Annotated in this window: 15 protein-coding genes; 8 read left to right on the top strand and 7 right to left on the bottom strand. The window is 71.0% G+C overall.

What is annotated here, in order from left to right; genetic code table 11:
• Window positions 1–63: 63 nt before the first annotated feature.
• The 3 genes from NYF13_RS05590 to NYF13_RS05580 are packed head-to-tail and all read left to right on the top strand — an operon-like array spanning window position 64 to window position 2,411.
• Window positions 64–717: a hypothetical protein gene (locus NYF13_RS05590; protein ID WP_315654582.1), complete on the top strand. Its 654-nt coding sequence runs from the start codon at window positions 64–66 to the stop codon at window positions 715–717.
• Between the two features lie 42 nt (window positions 718–759).
• Window positions 760–1,410 (top strand): NAD(P)H-binding protein, encoded by a 651-nt coding sequence (locus NYF13_RS05585; RefSeq protein ID WP_315654581.1) that lies wholly within the window; start codon window positions 760–762, stop codon window positions 1,408–1,410.
• Window positions 1,411–1,466: 56 nt separating this feature from the next.
• Entirely contained in the window at window positions 1,467–2,411 is a 945-nt protein-coding gene (locus tag NYF13_RS05580) for a ribose-phosphate pyrophosphokinase (RefSeq protein ID WP_315654580.1), read from the top strand.
• On the opposite strand, the gene NYF13_RS05575 is transcribed toward NYF13_RS05580, so the two are convergent.
• Complete coding sequence (locus tag NYF13_RS05575) at window positions 2,386–3,714, bottom strand: D-arabinono-1,4-lactone oxidase (protein WP_315654579.1); 1,329 nt, start codon at window positions 3,712–3,714, stop codon at window positions 2,386–2,388. The genes NYF13_RS05580 and NYF13_RS05575 overlap by 26 nt on opposite strands.
• Window positions 3,715–3,817: 103 nt before the next feature.
• Between NYF13_RS05575 and NYF13_RS05570 the strand changes: the two genes are divergently transcribed.
• Window positions 3,818–5,005, top strand: a complete 1,188-nt coding sequence (locus NYF13_RS05570) for an amino acid deaminase/aldolase (RefSeq protein ID WP_315654578.1) — start codon at window positions 3,818–3,820, stop codon at window positions 5,003–5,005.
• 12 nt (window positions 5,006–5,017) lie between these two features.
• Here NYF13_RS05570 and NYF13_RS05565 read toward each other — a convergent pair whose 3' ends face one another.
• Complete coding sequence (locus NYF13_RS05565) at window positions 5,018–5,644, bottom strand: TetR family transcriptional regulator (RefSeq protein ID WP_315654577.1); 627 nt, start codon at window positions 5,642–5,644, stop codon at window positions 5,018–5,020.
• A gap of 186 nt (window positions 5,645–5,830) precedes the next feature.
• Between NYF13_RS05565 and NYF13_RS05560 the strand changes: the two genes are divergently transcribed.
• Window positions 5,831–7,171 carry a GH1 family beta-glucosidase gene (locus NYF13_RS05560; RefSeq protein WP_315654576.1) on the top strand — a complete coding sequence of 447 codons (1,341 nt, stop codon included), beginning with the start codon at window positions 5,831–5,833 and terminating at the stop codon, window positions 7,169–7,171.
• Window positions 7,164–8,429 (top strand): MFS transporter, encoded by a 1,266-nt coding sequence (locus tag NYF13_RS05555; protein WP_315654574.1) that lies wholly within the window; start codon window positions 7,164–7,166, stop codon window positions 8,427–8,429. Before NYF13_RS05560 ends, NYF13_RS05555 begins: the two co-directional genes overlap by 8 nt.
• 427 nt (window positions 8,430–8,856) lie before the next feature.
• On the opposite strand, the gene NYF13_RS05550 is transcribed toward NYF13_RS05555, so the two are convergent.
• Window positions 8,857–9,282, bottom strand: coding sequence for a hypothetical protein (locus tag NYF13_RS05550; protein ID WP_315654573.1), 426 nt, complete (start codon window positions 9,280–9,282; stop codon window positions 8,857–8,859).
• Between the two features lie 13 nt (window positions 9,283–9,295).
• On the bottom strand, window positions 9,296–9,643 hold the full coding sequence (locus NYF13_RS05545; protein ID WP_315654572.1) for a hypothetical protein: 348 nt from the start codon (window positions 9,641–9,643) through the stop codon (window positions 9,296–9,298).
• Between the two features lie 321 nt (window positions 9,644–9,964).
• Here NYF13_RS05545 and NYF13_RS05540 point away from each other — a divergent pair, with 321 nt between their 5' ends.
• Together NYF13_RS05540 and NYF13_RS05535 are read left to right on the top strand one after the other, a co-directional pair.
• Window positions 9,965–11,347, top strand: a complete 1,383-nt coding sequence (locus tag NYF13_RS05540; protein ID WP_315654571.1) for a helix-turn-helix transcriptional regulator — start codon at window positions 9,965–9,967, stop codon at window positions 11,345–11,347.
• A gap of 47 nt (window positions 11,348–11,394) precedes the next feature.
• A complete protein-coding gene (locus tag NYF13_RS05535; RefSeq protein ID WP_315654570.1) occupies window positions 11,395–12,282 on the top strand; it encodes a phosphotransferase in 888 nt (295 codons plus the stop codon).
• A 273-nt stretch (window positions 12,283–12,555) separates the two neighbouring features.
• Here NYF13_RS05535 and NYF13_RS05530 read toward each other — a convergent pair whose 3' ends face one another.
• From NYF13_RS05530 to NYF13_RS05520, 3 genes are read right to left on the bottom strand one after another with little or no spacing between them, the layout of a single operon-like run.
• Entirely contained in the window at window positions 12,556–13,584 is a 1,029-nt protein-coding gene (locus NYF13_RS05530) for a CopD family protein (RefSeq protein WP_315654569.1), read from the bottom strand.
• Window positions 13,581–14,144 carry a copper resistance protein CopC gene (locus NYF13_RS05525; protein WP_315654568.1) on the bottom strand — a complete coding sequence of 188 codons (564 nt, stop codon included), beginning with the start codon at window positions 14,142–14,144 and terminating at the stop codon, window positions 13,581–13,583. The genes NYF13_RS05530 and NYF13_RS05525 overlap by 4 nt, the downstream gene beginning before the upstream one ends.
• Window positions 14,144–14,911, bottom strand: coding sequence for a YcnI family protein (locus NYF13_RS05520; protein WP_315654566.1), 768 nt, complete (start codon window positions 14,909–14,911; stop codon window positions 14,144–14,146). The genes NYF13_RS05525 and NYF13_RS05520 overlap by 1 nt, the downstream gene beginning before the upstream one ends.
• Between the last annotated feature and the right edge of the window lie 43 nt (window positions 14,912–14,954).

Raw genomic sequence — 14,954 nt, 5'->3', positions numbered from 1 at the left:
TCAGGTCAGGTGCCGGTTTCACCAGGCACGCAGGGGTACAGGTTGGTTGAAGGAGGCGGACTCGTGGCGGCTACACCTCAGAACACCGAGAGCTCGACGGTCGCCGGTGGCGCGAAGCGCAGCCGGACGACGGCGAGCCGGGTGCTGCCGCCGATCGAGCTCCCCGCGAGCGTCGAGGAGCTGGCGCACAAGGCCGCGGCCCGGTTGGGCTGGTCCGGCGTGGTGCTGCCGGCGACGACTCTGCTGGGCCGCAAGGTCTGCATCGTCGCCAAGCTTCGGACCGACGTGCACGCGGAGCGGATCGCGATGGGCGTCGGTCCCGTCTCGGACCGTGCCACCGTCGACACCTGGACCTGGCCAGAGCTGGCCGCGACCGCACCCGCGCCGGCCGCCGAGATCCTCGGCGTCCTCGCGGTCGCCCGGCACTGGCGGACCGCGATGGCCTCAGCGGTTCCGTTCGCACGTTACGGCGAGGCCGCGATGGTTCTGCCATCGCCCGCCGTACTCACGGAGGACTACGTCGCGAACTGCCTGCCGCGCTCCCGCGCCTACGGCCTCGCGATCGTGACCGCCGACCCCCACGCGATGATCGACCTCGACCTCGAAGGTCACAATGAGCGCGTGCTGCTGGACGAGGATCCGGTTTCGCGCTGGGTCAACGAGATGGCCTACGACCAGTTGCTGCGCGTCGGCGAAGAGCCCGCCGCCGTCGACTGAGCCGTTCGGCGGTGGCCTCCCGATCGGGCTAGTCTCGAAGTCATGCGAGTCGTCATAGCCGGTGGACACGGTCAGATCGCCCTTCGCCTCGAAAAGCTGCTGAGCGAACGGGGTGATCAGGCCGTCGGCATCGTCCGCAACGCCGACCACGAGCCCGAACTGCTCGCGGTCGGCGCCGAGACCGTGGTGCTGGACCTGGAGAAGTCCGATGTGGACGCCGTGGCGGCCGTGCTCGAAGGGGCCGACGCGGCGGTGTTCGCCGCCGGAGCCGGTCCGGGCAGTGGCGAGGCCCGCAAGGACACCGTCGACCGCGGGGCCGCGGCCCTGTTCGCCGACGCCGCCGAGCGGGCGGGGGTCCGCCGGTTCATCCAGGTCGGTTCCATGGGGGCCGACCACCCCGACGCCCCGGGCATCGACCCGGGTTTCGCCGTCTACCTGCGGGCCAAGAAGGCGGCCGAGGACGACCTGCGGGCCCGCGACCTCGACTGGACCATCCTGCGGCCCGGCACCCTCACCGACGATTCGGGCACCGGGCTGGTCAAGATCGCCGACCACACCGGCCGGGGCACCGTGCCGCGCGAGGACGTGGCGGCCGTGATCGCCGGACTGCTCGACGCACCGGCCACCGCCCGTCGCACGTTGGAGCTGATCTCCGGCGAAACCCTCCTCGCCGACGCGATCTCGGCGGTCTGAACCGTCGTCCCCGGAGGAATCCGGTATCGGCGGACAACGCGGAACGGGGAACGTCCTTGCGGGACATCGCGGTTTTCAGTGGCAGCGCCCACCCCGAGCTCGCGGCGGAGATCTGCACCCACCTGGGCGTGCCGCTGCACCCCGTCCAGGTCGACCGGTTCGCCAACGACTGCCTCCAGGTCCAGTTGCAGGCCAACTGCCGGGAGCGCGACGTCTTCCTGATCCAGCCGCTGGTCACGCCGGTGCAGGAGAACCTCGTCGAGCTGATGCTGATGCTCGACGCCGCACGGGGCGCCTCGGCCGCGCGCACCACCGTGGTCATGCCCCACTACGCGTATGCGCGTTCCGACAAGAAGGACGCGCCGCGGATCTCCATCGGCGGCCGGCTGGTCGCCGACCTGATGGTCACGGCGGGGGCGAACCGGGTGCTGGCCATGACCCTGCACGCCCCGCAGGTCCACGGCTTCTTCAGCGTGCCCGTCGACCACCTGCACGCGCTGCACGAGCTGGCGCGCCACTTCCGCCGGTACGACCTGTCCCGGACCACCGTGGTGTCACCGGACCTGGGCAACGCCAAGGAGGCGGCGCACTTCGCGCGGCTGCTCGGCGTGCAGGTCGCGGCCGGGGCGAAGCAGCGTTACGCCGACGATCGGGTCGAGATCACGTCGGTGATCGGCGAGATCTCCGGCCGGGACGTGATCGTGCTCGACGACGAGATCGCGCGCGGCAGCACCGTGCTGGAGCTGCTCGACCGGCTCCGCGAGCTGAAGCCGCGTTCGATCCGCGTGGCCTGCACCCACGGGCTGTTCGCCGACCGGGCGCTGGACCGGATCGGCCGCCAGGAGGACGTGCTGGAGATCGTCTGCACCAACACGGTGCCGGTGCCGGTGGAGGAGCGCACGGACAAGCTGCGGATCCTCTCGATTGCGCCGGCCATGGCCGAGGCGATGCGGCGGATCCACAACGGCGAGTCGGTCAGCTCGCTGTTCGAACCGGTCTGATCGCCTGGCCCAGCACCCGGTCCAGGTAGGTGTTGGTGAAGGTGCCGGCCGGGTCGCATTCCTGGCGGACGGCCAGGAAATCGTCGAAGTGCGGGTACCGCGCGCGCAGGGCCGCGGCGTCCAGGTCGTGCATCTTGCCCCAGTGCGGACGGCCGCCGACCTGGGCCGCGATGGCGGCGAACCCGTCGAAGTACTCGCGGTAGGGCATGCCGACGAACTGGTGGACGGCGATGTAGGCGGAGTCGCGGCCGTTCGCCGTGGACAGCCAGATGTCGTCCGCGGCGGCGACCCGCACCTCCACCGGGAACATCACCGGGTGCTCCAGCCGCGGCACGAGCGCGCGCAGCTCGGTCAGCACGTCGTGCAGCGACTCGCGCGGGATCGCGTACTCGGACTCCACGAACCGGACCCCGCGGTGGGTCACGAAGACGCGGTGCGAGAGATCGGCGTACTCGCGGGCCGAAAGCACCTGCGCCGCGAACCCGCCGAGCGGACGCACCAGCCGGGGCACCCGGCGGCCGAGCCGGCAGAGGCCGCCGAACGCGAGGTTCTCCGTCAGGTCGTAGTCCACGAACTGCTTGAGCCGCGACAACGGCCGTCGCCCGGCCTCCGCCGGCTGCCGGTTGTTGCGCTTGACCAGCGCGTTCTTCCCGTAGGGGAACCAGTAGAACTCGAAGTGGTCGTTCTCGGCGGCGAACTGGTCGAACCCCTCGAGCACCTGCTCCAGCGGCTCCGGCCGCTCCTGCGCGGACAACACGAACGAGGGTTCACACTGCAGGGTGACGCTGGTGATCACGCCGAGGGCGCCGAGGCCGACCCGGGCCGCGTTGAACAGGCCCGGCCGCTCGTCCGCGGAGCAGGTGACCACGGAGCCGTCGGCCAGTACGAGCTGGAGCGCGGCGACCTGGGTGGAGATGCCGCCGAAGCGCTCGCCGGTGCCGTGGGTGCCGGTCGAGATCGCGCCGGCCACGGTCTGCGCGTCGATGTCGCCGAGGTTGGTCATGGCCAGGCCGAGAGCCTCGAGCTCGGCGTTGAGCTGCTTGAGCGTGGTGCCGGCGCGGACGGTGACGCGGTGCTCGGTGAGGTCCACCCGCTCGATCCCACGCAGGTGCTCGAGGTCGAGCGCGTCGGACTCGGCGACGGCGATCGCGGTGAAGGAGTGGCCGCTGCCCCACGGGCGCACGCGGCGCCCGGCTTCGGTCACGCCGCGCACGACGTCGGCGACCTCGGCGGTGCTGCGGGGCTGGTGCACCCGCTGCGGGGAGGCCTTCGCCGTGCCGGCCCAGTTGCTCCACGGAGTCATGCGCGCGCCTGTTCGTCCGGAGGGGTGTGCCCATACGGTAGTTCCCGGCACAGTAAGTGAATAGTATTCGCGTTTCAACCGTGATTGTCGTACCGTGAGCCGGGTGAGCACCTCCCCGAACGCCTACGACCTCGCGACCAAGGACCTGGACCCGCCGCTCGCCATCGTCGACCTGGACGCGTTCGACGCGAATGCCGAAGACCTGCTCCGCCGCGCGGCCGGCAAGCCGATCCGCGTGGTCAGCAAGTCCGTGCGCTGCCGGAACCTGCTCGACCGGGTGCTCGCCCTCGAAGGCTTCGAAGGTCTGATGTGCTACTCGCTGGCCGAGGCCGTCTGGCACGTGGAGCAGGGCACGACGGACGACATCGTGGTCGCGTACCCGACGGCGGACCACGGGGCGCTGCGTCGCCTCGCCGCGAGCGACGCGGCCCGCGCGGCCGTCACGATCATGGTCGACTCGACCGCGCACCTGGACCTGGTCGACGCGGCGCTCGGCCACGGGCACCCGGAGATCCGCGTCTGCCTGGAGCTGGACGCTTCCTGGCGGCCCGTGCCCGGCGTGCACGTCGGGACCCGGCGCTCGCCGTTGTTCACCGTGAAACAAGCCGTCTCGTTCGCCCGCGAAGTGGTGAAGCGGCCCGATTTCGCGCTGGTGGGCCTGATGGCGTACGAGGGCCAGATCGCGGGCCTGGGCGACAACGCGGGCAACCGCTTGAACAACGCGGTGATCGCGTGGATGCACCGTCGTTCGGCGGCCGAGCTCTCCCGCCGCCGCGGCGCCGTGGTGCGTGCGGTGCGGGAGGTCGCGGACCTCGAATTCGTCAACGGCGGCGGCACCGGCAGCATCGAGACGACCGGCGCGGAGGCCGTGGTCACGGAGATCGCCGCGGGCTCGGGGCTGGTCGCCCCCACGCTGTTCGACGGGTACTCCCGGTTCCACCCGCGCCCCGCGGCGATGTTCGCGCTGCCGGTGGTCCGCCGCCCGGCGCGTGACGTCGCCACGCTGTTTTCCGGCGGGTACATCGCTTCCGGCCCGACCGGTCCCTCGCGGGTGCCTTCGCCGTGCCTGCCGGCCGGGCTGAAGCTGCTGAGCTTCGAGGGGGCCGGCGAGGTCCAGACCCCGGTCTCCGGAGTGGCCGCCCGCGGCCTGCGCCTGGGCGACCGGGTGTGGCTCCGACACGCGAAGGCGGGCGAGCTGGCCGAGCGCTTCACCCACTACCACCTGGTGCGCGACCACCAGGTGGAGCAGACCGTGCCGACCTACCGGGGCGAGCAGCAGAACTTCGGCTGAGCGGGCACGCTCTCAGTCCCCGAACTTGCCGGCCAGGTACCCCTTCACCACGTCCTTCGCCTCGGCCACGATCCGCTCGTCGCCCTGCGGGTCGCGGCGGAAGGCGAGCTTCAGCAGCGCGTCCGCGGTCTCGTTGGCGATCGCGATGGCGAACCGCAGCTCCTCGGCCGGGCGGTCGACCTGCGCGCGCAGGATCTCGACCAGCGAGTCGACGATCACCGAGTTGTTGTCCCGCTCCTCGTCGAGCAGCTGCAGGTCGATCACGTCACCGAAGTGGACCTTGGAGAACCCGGGGATCTCCCGGTGCATCCGCAGGTAGATGTCGAGCACGGAGTCCACGATGTTCCACCAGTGCTCGGGGTTCAGCTCCTGCAGCCGCTCGTTCACCGCGGCCACGAACCGCTCCAGGTTCCGCTGCGTGAGGGCCTGCACCACGGCCCGTTTGTCCGGGAAGAACTGGTAGAGCGAGCCGACCGCGACGTTGGCCCGCTTCGCGATGAGGGTGGTCGTCAGCGCGTCGTAGCCGAGCTCGTCGATGAGCTCCGCGCTGGCGTCCAGCATCTGCTCCACCCGCTTGGCGCTGCGCTGCTGCACGGGCTTGCGCCGGAGGGGAGTGGGCTCCGCCTGGGTGTCGGGCACTTTCGGTCCTCGGTCCTTCTCGCTGTGGCTGATGCTCCCCGTTCCGCCACCGGCGGCGGAACCACTCGTCTGATCTGGGACTTTAGCGCCCTTGCGGACTTCCCCCCGGACGAGTGACGACCTAACATATGAGAACTTTTCACGTTCACCCGAGCGGGTGGCCGGACGAGAAAGGTGCGTGTGCCGGTGGACTATCCGACCTTCCCGCCCGAGTTCCTCTGGGGTGTCTCGACCTCGGCGTTCCAGATCGAAGGAGCCACGGCCGAAGGCGGCCGCGGACCGTCCATCTGGGACACCTTCACCGCGACCGACTGCAAGATCGCGCGCGGTGAGGACGCCAAGGTAGCGGCGGACCACTACCACCGCTACTCCGAAGACGTCGCGCTGATGGGCGAACTCGGCGTCGGCGCCTACCGGATGTCCGTCGCGTGGCCGCGGATCCAGCCCGAGGGCAGCGGGAAGCCGAACGCCGAGGGCCTCGCTTTCTACGACCGGCTCCTCGACGAGGTCTGCGCGGCCGGCATCGCCCCCGCCGTCACGCTGTACCACTGGGACACCCCGCAGGCGATCGAGGACGCGGGCGGCTGGCTCGCACGGGACACGGCTGAGCGCTTCGGCGAATACGCCGCCATCGTGGGCGAGCACTTCGCCGACCGGGTGAAGCTGTGGATCCCGCTCAACGAGCCGATGGTCATGTCGATCTACGGCTACGGCATCGGCGAGTACGCGCCCGGCCGGTTCCTGCTGCTCGACGCGCTGCCCACCGCGCACCACCAGAACCTCGCCCACGGCCGGGCCGTGCAGGCGCTGCGGGCCGCCGGCGCCACCGGCATCGGCACGGCCAACAACCACTCGCCGGTCTGGACCGTCACCAACGGCACGGCAAGCACCGAGACCGAGGCCGACCGCGAGGCTGCCGTCTGGCTCGACGCGCTGCTGAACCGCACCTTCGCCGACCCGGTGCTGCTCGGCCGTTACCCCGAGCAGATCCACCCGCACCTGCCCGCGAACTTCGCCGACGACCTGCCCGTCATCAACCAGCCGCTCGACTTCTACGGGGTCAACTACTACGAGCCGCAGGGCGTCGCGGCCCCCGGCGAGGGGAATCCCCTTCCCTTCGAACTCCGCGCGGTCGAGGGTTACCCGATGACCACCAACGACTCGCCGATCGTCCCGCACGGACTGCGCGAGCTGCTGGTGTCCTTCCAGGACCGCTACCGCGCGCGGTTGCCGCCGATCCACATCACGGAGAACGGCTGCAGCTTCGCCGACGAGCCCGGTCCGGACGGGCTCGTGCACGACCCCGAGCGCATCGACTTCCTCGACGGCCACCTACGGGCCGTGGCGGAGGCGATGGACGCCGGGGTCGACGTCCGCGGGTACTTCGTCTGGTCCCTGCTCGACAACTTCGAATGGTCCAAGGGCTACGCGCCCCGGTTCGGCCTGGTGCACGTGGACTACCGGACCCAGCGCCGCACTCCGAAGGACTCCTTCGCCTGGTACCGAAAGCTGGTCCGAGATGAGTGAAACGACCGCCGCCACCGGGGTGCCCGAGGCGCTGGCCGAGCCGGTGACCCGGGTCCGGCCCGGCTGGATGAGCCTGCTGTTCTTCGCGAACATCGCGTTGTGGCTCGGGGTCTACGCGCCGATCCAGGTCCTGCTGCCGCAGCAGGCGGAACTGCTCGACGCGGCGAACAAGGAGACCGTGTTCGGGATCGTCACCGGCACCGGCGCGCTGATGGCGCTGATCGCGAACCCGGCCATCGGGCTGCTGTCCGACCGCACCTGCTCCCGCTTCGGCCGGCGTCACCCGTGGACGGTGACCGGGGCCGTGATCGCCGCGGCCGGGCTGCTGGTGCTCGCGGTGGCGCCGGACGTGGTGGTGATGACCATCGGCTGGTGCCTGGTGCAGGCCGGGCTCAACGGGATGCTCGCGACGCTGATGTCCGGTATCGCCGACCGCGTGCCGGTGGGCCAGCGTGCGCAGGTGGGCGGGCTGGTCGGCATCGCGCAGATGCTCGGCACGGTGCTGGGCGCGGTGGTGGTCGTGGTCATGCTGGACCTGGCCGGGCTGCCGCTCGGGTACGCCGCCTGCGCCGTGATCGTGCTCGCCGGGGCCGCGGCCTTCGTGCTCCGGACGCCGGACGCGCGCCTGCCGCCGACCCACCGGCCGAGTGGTGAGCTCAGGCAGATCCTGGCCACCCTCCGGGTCTCCCCGCGCCGGCACCCGGACTTCGCCTGGGCCTGGGCCTGCCACTTCATGATCAACCTGGGCAACGCGTTCGGGACGCTCTACCTGCTGTTCTTCCTCAAGGACGCGGTGCACTACCCGGACCCGGACTCCGGGCTGCTGATCATGATGGGCCTCTACGGCGCCGCGCTGGTGGCCGGCGCGCTGTTCGCCGGGCACTTCTCGGACCGGTCCGGGCGCCGCAAGCCGTACGTGCTGGTGTCCTCGGTCGTGATGGCGGCCGCGGCGCTGCTGCTGGTGCTGTGGCAGACCTGGCCGGTCGCGCTCATCGCCTCACCGCTGCTGGGCGTCGGATTCGGGGTCTACATGGCGGTGGCGCTGGCCCTGCTGACGCAGGTGCTGCCGGCCGCGCAGGACCGGGCGAAGGACCTGGGCGTGGTGAACATCGCGAACTCGCTGCCCCAGGTGGTCGCGCCGCTGCTGACCACGCTGATCCTGGAATGGCTCGGCGGCTACCCGGCCCTGTTCGCGGCCTCGGCGGTGGCGACACTGCTGGCGGGGGCGCTGGTGACCCGGGTGAGAGCGGTCCGGTGATCCCGCCGCGGTAATCCGGCAGGGTCGAAATGACGGAAGTGGAACCGCGGACCGGTGCCGGTCGGGGGAGGGGAGTGCAACGGCACCGGTCCGCGGAATCTGGGGTCGTAGCCTGCGGCTTAGCCGGGCTTCGATGATCTTCAACCTAGCGCCGGGTTACGCCCTTCGCTAGAGCTTTTGGGTGATAATTTTGGATTAATCGTGCAAATATCGGGGGGCCGGAGACTGGCTCGTCACGCTCGGGGGGACGGACGAACCAGCCTCCGGCAGGCGAGGGTGCCGCGGCGGTCGGCTCGATGGGGGCAATCGAGCCGGTTCGCGCGCTCGCCGGTCGGTGGTCGGGCCGGGGAGGCCCGAGGGAGCCGGGATCGGTGGCCGCGGGCGGCCGGGACCGAACCGGGCGGTGGAGCGGAAAGCCGGGAACGGGTCAGGCCGTGACCGCGCGGGAGGCGACCAGCGCGTGCCGCCCGGTGGTCTCGGCCGGGCTCGGCTGCGGGGGCCGGCGGGTTTGCCCGGGCAGCACCGCGCCGGGACGCCGGGCGTGCCGCTGCTCCGCGGACGTCGCGGTCTGCTGCGGCGCGAGGCCACCGGCCACCAGGTGCTCGTGCGCGACCTGCCACACCGAGCACGGCGCCTTGCAGCGGTGCCACCGGGTGGAGCAGATCGGGCAGTCACCGCGCTCGTCCGGATCGTGCGCCTGGAGCATCGAGCGCCACGCCTCGGTCAGGCGGGGCAGTTCGGAGCGGGCCACCGAGACGAGCGACTGGGCGTCGGCGCGGGTGGCCAGGTCGGACAGCATGTCGAGGCGTTCCCAGACCGCATTGCGGAGGACCTGCCCGAGTACCTGATCCATGGAGAGCTCACCGTTACCTTTCCGCCATTTTGGCGGCTTCATTGAGTGCGGCCCTGAGCTGGCCGAGCTGGCCGGACGTGAGCCGGGCCGTCTCACCGGGGGGTGAGACCACAACAACCTGGTTGTCCTCGACGAACACGGTCACCGCGCGCTCGCGGCTGATGAGGTCGCCGCACTGCACGCGCCACACGAGCTGTCCGCCTTCGTAGTGGCGAACGCCCACGGTGCGCGGGTCGGCCGCGGCGGACGGGGTGACCGGGCGGGTCACCGTGGCGACTCCCGGGGCTCCCGCGGGGCCGGGCCGCACGGGGCGCAGCACGGTCCTGGTATGACCTCCTGCGAGCGAGTCCACGAACTCCACTGGCCCTCCACCGCATCTCTCGTCCGGGTGCACCTTGCGGGATGCACATCCACGTCGTCGTTGTCCCTCGGTTTTCGTAGCTCTCCGTGACGGCGAAACCGGTGTTCGTTCGGTGCCGGAGATCTGGGAACTACAGTGAGGTGAAAGCGAGTGCGATAGAAGGTGAAAACCGCGTCACAGCGGTGACCGGGCGGGGTTCCACGGTAAGCGGTCGACGGAGTTCGCCCGGGCCGATCAGCCCCGCTGACCGCTCGTTTCCCACGCTTCTCGCGGTGTGCTTACGCTGCTTTCCGACGCCCGACGGATGGTGAAGGGGTCGCAATGGACGCCAGTACTGGCGGCAACGGATCCGGCGCCGGCAACCCGGTGCCCCCGGATGCCTGGGAGCAGACCGACATGCGCGCAGCGCTGGCCGCCCGGGAGATCAGCGCCGTGTACCGGCTGTTGCGCAAACACGGTGTTTCGCAGCGGCAGATCGCCGCGATGACCGGCCAGTCGCAGTCCGAGGTGTCGGAGATCCTCAAGGGTCGGCAGGTCATGGCCTACGACGTGCTCACGAGAATCGCCGACGGCCTGGGTGTCCCCCGTGGATACATGGGTCTCGCGTACGACGAGACCACAGCGATACGGGTCGTCGGTTCGTCCGGCGGCCGGCAGGCTGAGGAGGACGAGTCCGTGAAGCGACGGAGGTTCCTCGCGCACGCCGCCCAGGTCACGATGGGTGCGGCGGTGTTCGGTCCGGAATCAGGGACGTGGTCTTCGGGCCCCGCGCGCACCCCCGCCCCCGGGCGCATCGGGATGACCGACGTGCGCCAGGTGGAGGCGGCGACCCGCGCGCTGCGCTCGCTGGACTACCAGTACGGCGGCGGTTTCTGCCGTGACGCCGTGGTGGCGCAGCTGTCCTGGGGCCAGCAGCTGCTGGAGTCGAGCGCGACCGAGCCGGTGAAGTCGCGGCTGTTCGTCGCGCTCGCCGACCAGCACAGCCTGGCCGGGTGGACCTCGTTCGACACCGGATTGATGGATTCCGCCCGCGGCCATTTCGCGAACGCGCTCGACCTGGCCAAGCAGGGTGACAGCCACCCGCTGGTGGCCAACGTGCTGTACCGGATGGGCCGGGTCTACCTGCACCAGGACGCGGCGAACGACGCGCTGAAGCTGTTCCAGCTCGGCCAGATCGCGGCGCAGGAGTCGGGCTCGGAGCTGGCCGTCGCCGTGCTCTGCGCGAACGAGGCCTGGGCCTACGCCCTGATGGGCAACGAGGACCAGGCGATGAAGCTGCTCGGCCGGAGCAAGGACGAGTTCGCCCGCGCCGACGTGGCGAACGCCGAGTCCTGGGTCAAGTTCTTCAACGAGACCGACGTCTACGCGATGACCGGCACCGTGCACACCGTGCTGGCGCAGCGCAACGCCGAGCACACCAAGTACGCGATCCCGGCGCTGACCAGGGCGGTCGAGTCCTACACCGACGACATGGCCCGAAGCAAGGCGTTCATGCTGAGCGCACTGGCCACGAACCACCTGCTGGACGGCGACATCGACCACGGCGCCAAGATCGGCTTCAAGGCCATCGAGTGCGCGGAGAGCATCAAGTCGGAGCGGGTGAAGGACCGGATGCGGCCACTGCAGGCCGAGGCCGAGCGGCGCCGCAACAACGCCGACGCCCGAGAGCTGGCCGATCGGCTCAAGATCTTCTACGCCGCCTGAGCCACCGAGCCCACCGGGAAAGACCACCGAGCCCACCCGAGCCCCCAGTGGACAGCCGGTTCACCCCCGCCAGACTGCGCCAGGCGCTGGCCGACACCTGCGCGCGGCTCGGGCTCGACCCGGACGGCGCCCGGTTGCTGCGCTTCACCAACAATGCGGTGTACGCGCTGGCCACGGCCCCCGTGGTGGTCCGGATCGTCGGCTCGACGCGGCTGCGCCACCGGGTGCACACGGTGGTCCTCGCGGCCGAGCACTTCGCCCGCCACGACATCCCCGCGATCCGGCTGCTCGACGGCGTCGAGCAGCCGTTGCACGTCGGGGAGCACCTGGTCACGGTGTGGCACGAGGTGCCGTCGGTGGGCCGGCCGGCCTCGCCCGCCGAGCTGGCCGGGCTGCTGCTGCGGGTGCACGCGCTGCCGCCGCCGGAGGGCCTGGCCGAGTGGGCGCCGTTCGACGCGGTGCGGGCGCGGGTGTTCGAGGCCGAGGAGCTCTCCGACGGCGACCGGCGGTTCCTGCTGGAGCGCTGCGCCGAGGCCGAGGCGGCCCTCGCGACGCTGGACTTCCCGCTGGCCAGGGGGTTCGTGCACGGCGACGCCTACCCCGGCAACGTCATCCCCGGCCCGGACGGACCGGTGCTGTGCGACTTCGACTCCTCGTGCGTGGGCCCGCCGGAGTGGGACCTGACGCCGCTGGCCGTCGGCCGTGAGCGGTTCGGGGACGCGCCGGACGGTTACCGGGAGTTCGCCCGGGTCTACGGCTTCGACGTGACCGCCTGGCCCGGGTTCGCCGTGCTGAGGGCGGTGCGGGAGCTGAAGCTGACCACCAGCGTGCTGCCGACCCTGCGCAGTCACCCGCAGGTGGCCGCCGAGCTGCACCGTCGCCTGGACGATCTGCGCCACGGCCGCACGGATGTCCGGTGGAACCGCTATCGCTGAGCGGTACCCGACCCCGACCTGGGGCTCGACCGGGACCCGAAGACCATTTCTACAGTGACCTGAGTCACACAACCGGGATTATGCACGTGCATTCGACGCTTGCAGATGACCGCTTGTCGCTTGACCGCGATCCTCTGACCAGGTGCGTCTCCGAGTAGAAAATTCGGCCCGGCAGGTCGACTCGGATGGCTTACTGCTAATCCCGAAGTGCAAATTGCAGCTACACGAAGTCACCAAAGGCCGTTCGGCGGCCGGGTGCGAGCGCCCGGAGTTTCAGGAAACGGTGACCGGCGCGCGGGTCAGCACCACCGCGAAGCCGAATGCCAGGCCCATCACCGTCACCTCGAGCGTGGCCCAAGAGGCGATCGCCGTGCGGTGGTGGCGGAGGATCCGCGGCATCAGCCGCCAGCGCAGGTTCGCGCCGAGCCCGGCGATCACGCCGGTGCACAGCAGCTTCAGCAGCATCAGCCGGCCGTACGGGGTGGTGAAGACCCCGGCCCAGAAGCCGATGGTGGGGTTCGCCAGGATCTCGACCCCGCCGTTGAACAGCCCGGTGACGGTGGAGATGACCAGGCACAGCGTGGCCAGTTTGGAAAACCGCGGCAGCGCGTAGGCGAGCAGCGTGCGGTTCGAAGCGAGCAGCACGGTCATCGCGCCGAGGCCGCCGCACCAGGCGACCGCGCTCATCACGTGCAGTTCCATCGAGATCATCGTGTAGTCGTGGTAGCTCCAGTTCGACGCGTGGCCGGTCACCGGTAGCGGCAGCAGCGCGAACAGGCCGAGGCCGACGCGCACCTCGGCCGGCACCTTCTCGCCCTGGCGCAGCGCCAGGAACCCGAGCCCGGCGTGCACCAGCGCCAGCACCGCGACGATGACCAGCGCCTTTCCGGCGCCGACCTCGGCCACGTAGGTGCCGAGGTCGGACGCGGTCAGGGTCGGCGAGCCGGGTTTGTACTCGGCGGTCTGCAACACCAGCGCCACCACCGCGCTGGCCGACCAGACCAGCGCGGCGGCGACGGCGGCGGGGCGCGCCCGCCGCAGCACCGGCTCGGTCAGGTTCGGCCGGTCGTAGCCGACCAGCACGGACAGCAGCGCCAGCCCGATCGTGGCGACCGCGGACAGGTCCAGCAGCACCCGCACGATCGGGATGGCGGTCGAGACCACCGCGCTCGGCTCCACCAGACCCGGGATGGGCGCGGTGGCGGTCAGCGCGACGCCGATCAAGGCGCCCAGCAATCCCGCCGTGACCGCGCACAGCACGGTGGCCCAGCGGACGTTCGCGGTGGTCTCGGCCGAGGTCACGGCTTCGCCTTCTCCTGACCCGGCTCCCGCCCGCCGGTGCGGAGCGCGACGGTGAGGCCGATCGCGAGCAGGACCACCGCGCCGGCGATCCAGACCCAGATCGGGACCCCGGTCGAAGAGTTCGACGAAGCCGTTCCGGCCGCCGGGGCCCCGGCGGCCTTGGCCGCGTCGACGTTCGCCGGGGTGCCGGTGCCCGCGGTGGTGAGGGTGAACGGGATCTCGCCCGAGACCGGGTGCCCGTCGGCCGAGAGGATCCGGTAGCCGACGGTGTACCGGCCCGCCGGGCCGAGCGGCCGCAGCGGGGCGGTGATCACGTTGTTCGCCACGGTCACCGGGCCCTCGGCCCACTGGCCGCCGTTCGGCCCGGTCACCGCGATCTGGTTGACGTCGGCGTTCTGCACGTACTGGTCGAAGGTCAGCGTGACCTTCGCCGGCCCGGTGGCCACGGACGCGCCGGTGACCGGGTCGGAGTTGATCAGCACGTTGTGCGCCAGCGCCGGGGTGGCCGTGCCCAGCAGGGCCGCCCCGGTGACCGCCAGTGCGAAGAGCGTTTTCCGCATCATTCGGTTCCTCCGGTCTTCCCGGGTGCCGTGGTGGCGGGACGACGCGAGCGCAGGATGGCGCCGGCCCCGACGCCCAGGCCCAGCGCGCCGACGACGAGCCCGGCCCCGCCGAGCCAGCGGGCCGTGGTGTCCGAAGAGGACGATTCCGCCTCGGCGCCACCGGTGGTGGTGGTCGTCGCGGCGGCGTGGTCACCGTCGCCTTCGGCCGCGGCGAGCTTGACCACCGGCGCCGGGTGCTCGGGCTCCTCGCCGCTCGCGGGCGTGGGCTGGTTCCACTGCACCACCTTGCCGTCCTCGTAGGTCTGGATGGCCGGGAACTCGAGCTGGTCGACGTTCGAGGGCAACGGGCCGGCGCTGATCTCGAACTCCTGGAACTCGGTCGAGCCCGCGGCGATCTTGGTGCCGGGCTGTGCGGTCCAGACCACTTTGGTGACCGCCTTGGTGATCTTCGTGCCGGACGCCGTGGTCACCGGCTGCGCCAGCGGCGAGCTGGTGACCTCCGCGGTCCAGCCGGGGATCGGTTTGGTGCGCAGGCCGCCGATGCCGTACTCGGGCTTGAGGTCGACCTCGACCTTGACCGTGCCGGCGCCCGCCTCTTCGTTGGGGACGCGGAAGAAGATGGCGCCGTAGCCGCCCTTGGCGGGCTGGGGACCGTAGACGTTCGCGGTGACGTGGGCCGACGCGATGCCCGCGCCGAGCAGGCCGGCGGCGCCGACGGTGGCGGCGAGCACTCCGGCGCGCTGGAAGACGTGGTGACGGGACACAACTGCTCCTGAACAAGATGATCCGCCGGAGAACGAGGCTCCG

Source organism: Amycolatopsis sp. PS_44_ISF1, from assembly GCF_032335455.1.
Lineage (GTDB): Bacteria > Actinomycetota > Actinomycetes > Mycobacteriales > Pseudonocardiaceae > Amycolatopsis.
This window is presented reverse-complemented; position numbering and strand designations above follow the sequence as displayed.

Excerpts from the sequence above, each read along its gene's own strand:
- NYF13_RS05585 (WP_315654581.1), top strand. The coding sequence starts at position 760 with ATGCGAGTCGTCATAGCCGGTGGACACGGTCAGATCGCCCTTCGCCTC.
- NYF13_RS05575 (WP_315654579.1), bottom strand. The coding sequence starts at position 3,714 with ATGACTCCGTGGAGCAACTGGGCCGGCACGGCGAAGGCCTCCCCGCAG.
- NYF13_RS05555 (WP_315654574.1), top strand. The coding sequence starts at position 7,164 with ATGAGTGAAACGACCGCCGCCACCGGGGTGCCCGAGGCGCTGGCCGAG.
- NYF13_RS05550 (WP_315654573.1), bottom strand. The coding sequence starts at position 9,282 with ATGGATCAGGTACTCGGGCAGGTCCTCCGCAATGCGGTCTGGGAACGC.
- NYF13_RS05540 (WP_315654571.1), top strand. The coding sequence starts at position 9,965 with ATGGACGCCAGTACTGGCGGCAACGGATCCGGCGCCGGCAACCCGGTG.
- NYF13_RS05525 (WP_315654568.1), bottom strand. The coding sequence starts at position 14,144 with ATGCGGAAAACGCTCTTCGCACTGGCGGTCACCGGGGCGGCCCTGCTG.